Origin of the sequence: Microcystis sp. LEGE 08355 (genome assembly GCF_015207185.1) — a bacterium.
GTDB lineage: Bacteria > Cyanobacteriota > Cyanobacteriia > Cyanobacteriales > Microcystaceae > Microcystis > Microcystis panniformis.
This window is the reverse complement of the sequence record NZ_JADEXI010000524.1, coordinates 1-3,263: the sequence shown is the minus strand read 5'-3', so window position 1 is coordinate 3,263 and position 3,263 is coordinate 1. Positions and strand designations below refer to the sequence as shown.

Genomic DNA, 3,263 nt, shown 5'->3' with positions numbered 1-3,263 from the left:
ATAATCTCCTGACTCCTGATGATTATTTTATGGCAATTTATCAGATTGGATGGTATCACTCTCTATTGGTTCTCGATCGTTGCGTTTTGAGAAACCCCAAGCAAAGAGGATAGCAATTAAACTGATCATAATCCATTCTGGCGGCACAAAATCGGGGCTAATCACCCGCAACAGCAATCTTAAACCCACCAAACCGACGGTGACAAAACCAGCATCTTCTAGGTGGGTGTATTCCTCTAACCAGCGAATAAATAAACCCGCCATAAAGCGCAGGGTAACTACTCCGATCGTACCACCAAGCAGGATTAACCAAGTATCATCGGCCACGGCGATGGAGGTGGTGACACTATCGAGGGAAAAAGCTAAATCGGTAACGGCAATTAGGGGGATAGCTTGCCAGAGAGATTGAAACTTGAGACTATGATGGCTGTGATCCTTGTCTTCAGGGGAGGCAAAGTAATTAAAGACTAACCAGAGCAAATATACTGCTCCCAAAAGTTCAAACTGCCAGTATTTAACCACCCAGGTGGCGGTAAGAATCAAGATCATACGGAGAATATAGGCGAAAACTAAGCCAATATTCAAGGCCTGACGTTGACGCTGATGATCTCCTAATCCCTGTGCTATGGAAGCGAGAGCAATGGCGTTATCTGCTGATAATACCGCTTCTAGGGCAATGAGAACCAACAGAATTAACGGGGTTTTTAGACTAAGGGTTAGAGATGAATCAAGAAGCGAGTCTAACATTGAGGCCGCAGGTAAAAATAAATGTAATCATGGCAATACTTCAGCTTAACGCTTTTACAACTTTCTTTTCTAGGGGAGATAACCGTCATCGGGGGGGGAGATATGAAGTCTTGTAACGAAATGATGCAGAGAACCCCGATGATGTCGGAAAGTATTGGATGAATATCTTTATGAGGAGATAATCAGCAATGCTTTCTGATACTCAAGTTTTAGTCGCTCTGGTAATTGCCTTAATCCCCGGGATTTTGGCTTTTCGTCTAGCGACGGAACTTTATAAGTAAAGTCGCTTTCAATAAACCCCAATCCCGTCTAACCTAGCTATAGGATAGACCGATTGGGGTTTTTTCGGTTATCGGTTATCAGTGATTGGGTGTAAATTGAAAGTAATTAGCCACCTTTCTCACCGATTTTACTTGTACTCATAAATCTATGACCGCACGAACACGAAACCAAACCGACAAAAAACCACAAAAAAAGCCAAAAAGCGGCAATAAATCCCAAAACTGGCAAGTTATCGAGATTTGGCTGCGAATTATTGCCTATAGCGCTCTTTCGATCACGGCAGTTTTTGCGATCGCTCGTTTGTTACCCTACCAACAGATGCAACAGGCAAAATTAGAAGAAGTGCGTTTGGCAGCCCAAGAAAAGGAGGAACGCGTTAATCAATTGCGGGATCAATTTACTCGCAGCTTCGATCCTAGTCAAGCGCGGCAAGTGATGGGGGAACAAAGTCCCCGACGGGATCCCAATCAAAGACGCATTTTTTGGGTTTCTCAGTAGATTAGCTGCTCGTGCATCTCAATTACTTGTTAAGACTCTAGGGGAGAGGAGATATCCACAGAGTCGGGATAAAACTAATGACCACAGCGACACAATTCTTAAACATTTCTGCCTTGACAAAAGAGGATTGTTATGGGTGCATCTGAATTTTGAAGAAATATCTATAGGACATTTTGGGCGCACGCGGTGCGCCCCTACCATTGGCGCGATAATAAATATTATTGTAGGGGCGAATTGCATTCGCCCTCTTTGAATGAGTAGGGAGGCACAATTATTTATAGGATGGGTTAGCGGTAGCGTAACCCATGCGGGCGTTGGGTTTCATGCTTCAACCGTTCGGCAAAAGCTCACGGCCGAAGCCCAACCTACGTTCATCTTATATTTAATTCTACCCACCTACTTAACTGCTGCTGCTCACCTATAGGTGAGAGAAAGTCACGAATATGAGATGCACCCATTTTAACTGACTTGAGCGAATCAGATCGGGAATTTACAAGGGGATAAAAATTAAAATCTTTCTGATTTCAAGCTACCAACGACCGGCGCTAGTCACTGAAACCTGATAACTGAAACCTGATAACTGATAACTGATAACTGATAACTGAAATGACTCGATCCTATTTTGCTACTACCGCTAGGGGACTAGAAGAAATTGCCGCTAGGGAATTAGAATTCCTAGGGGCCAAAGAAGTGAAACCAGTATTCACCGGAGTCCATTTTCAGGGGGATATCTCCCTACTCTATCGAGTCAATCTTTGGTCAAGAATTATTTTTCGGGTTTTGGTTCCCATTGCCGAAATTCCCTGTGGGGATGGGAAGGAACTGTATGATGGCATTCAAGCCATTGATTGGCGCGATTATCTCAGCAGTGAGGAAACTTTAGCGGTACAATGTACGGGAACTAACGATCGCCTCAATCACACCCATTACACCGCTTTAAGCATCAAAAACGCTATTATCGACCAACAGCGTCAACAGGGCAATCCCCGTTCCTTTGTGGATACAGAAAACCCCGACCTGCAAATTAACGCTCATATCGAGAAAAATCGCTGTGTGCTTAGTTTAGATAGTTCTGGCCACAGTTTGCATCGTCGCGGGTATCATCGGGCCATGGGAGTCGCACCTCTGAAAGAAAGTCTCGCCGCTGCTTTGGTAGAATTATCGGCATGGCAGGATGATGTGGCGCTTTTAGACCCTTTTTGTGGTTCGGGAACTATTGTCATCGAAGCGACGTTAAAAGCTTTAAATATTGCCCCCGGTTTATCTCGTTCCCAGTTCGGATTTCAGAAGTGGCCAGACTATCAACCGGATTTATGGCAATCTTTGGTCAAGGAAGCTAAAGAAAAACAAAAATCTCAGCTAAATGCGCCAATTTATGCTAGTGATGCCGATTATGAGGTTTTGCATCAGGCCGAGGATAACGCCTATTTTTGTCAAGTGCAGGACTATATTAATTTTAGCTTGCAAAGCATCACCGACTTAGAACCGGCGAGCGATCGAGGGATTATTCTCTGTAATCCCCCTTACGGCAAAAGATTGGGCAATACCGAAGAATTAGGGGCTTTATATAAATCCTTCGGTGATGTCTTAAAACAGAGGTTTAAGGGTTGGACAGCCTATATTTTATCGGGAAACAAAGAACTGACTAAACAAATCGGTCTGCGTTCTTCCCGTCGCACTCCCTTGTATAACGGTTCTCTGCCCTGTACCCTCTTAAAATATGAGTTGTATTAACT

At 44.0% G+C, this 3,263-nt stretch carries 4 protein-coding genes; 3 read left to right on the top strand and 1 reads right to left on the bottom strand.

Annotated elements, in window-relative coordinates; all coding sequences use genetic code 11:
• Nucleotides 1-27: 27 nt before the first annotated feature.
• On the bottom strand, nt 28-747 hold the full coding sequence (locus IQ242_RS20440; RefSeq protein ID WP_193961216.1) for a TerC family protein: 720 nt from the start codon (nt 745-747) through the stop codon (nt 28-30).
• Nucleotides 748-935: 188 nt separating this feature from the next.
• Between IQ242_RS20440 and psaM the strand changes: the two genes are divergently transcribed.
• The 3 genes from psaM to IQ242_RS20425 all read left to right on the top strand — a co-directional run bounded on the left by psaM (nt 936) and on the right by IQ242_RS20425 (nt 3,261).
• A complete protein-coding gene (gene psaM / locus IQ242_RS20435) occupies nt 936-1,028 on the top strand; it encodes a photosystem I reaction center subunit XII (RefSeq protein ID WP_012264462.1) in 93 nt (30 codons plus the stop codon).
• A 148-nt stretch (nt 1,029-1,176) separates the two neighbouring features.
• A complete protein-coding gene (locus IQ242_RS20430) occupies nt 1,177-1,527 on the top strand; it encodes a hypothetical protein (RefSeq protein ID WP_193961215.1) in 351 nt (116 codons plus the stop codon).
• Between the two features lie 606 nt (nt 1,528-2,133).
• Nucleotides 2,134-3,261 (top strand): class I SAM-dependent RNA methyltransferase, encoded by a 1,128-nt coding sequence (locus tag IQ242_RS20425; protein ID WP_193961214.1) that lies wholly within the window; start codon nt 2,134-2,136, stop codon nt 3,259-3,261.
• The last annotated feature ends 2 nt before the right edge of the window (nt 3,262-3,263 follow it).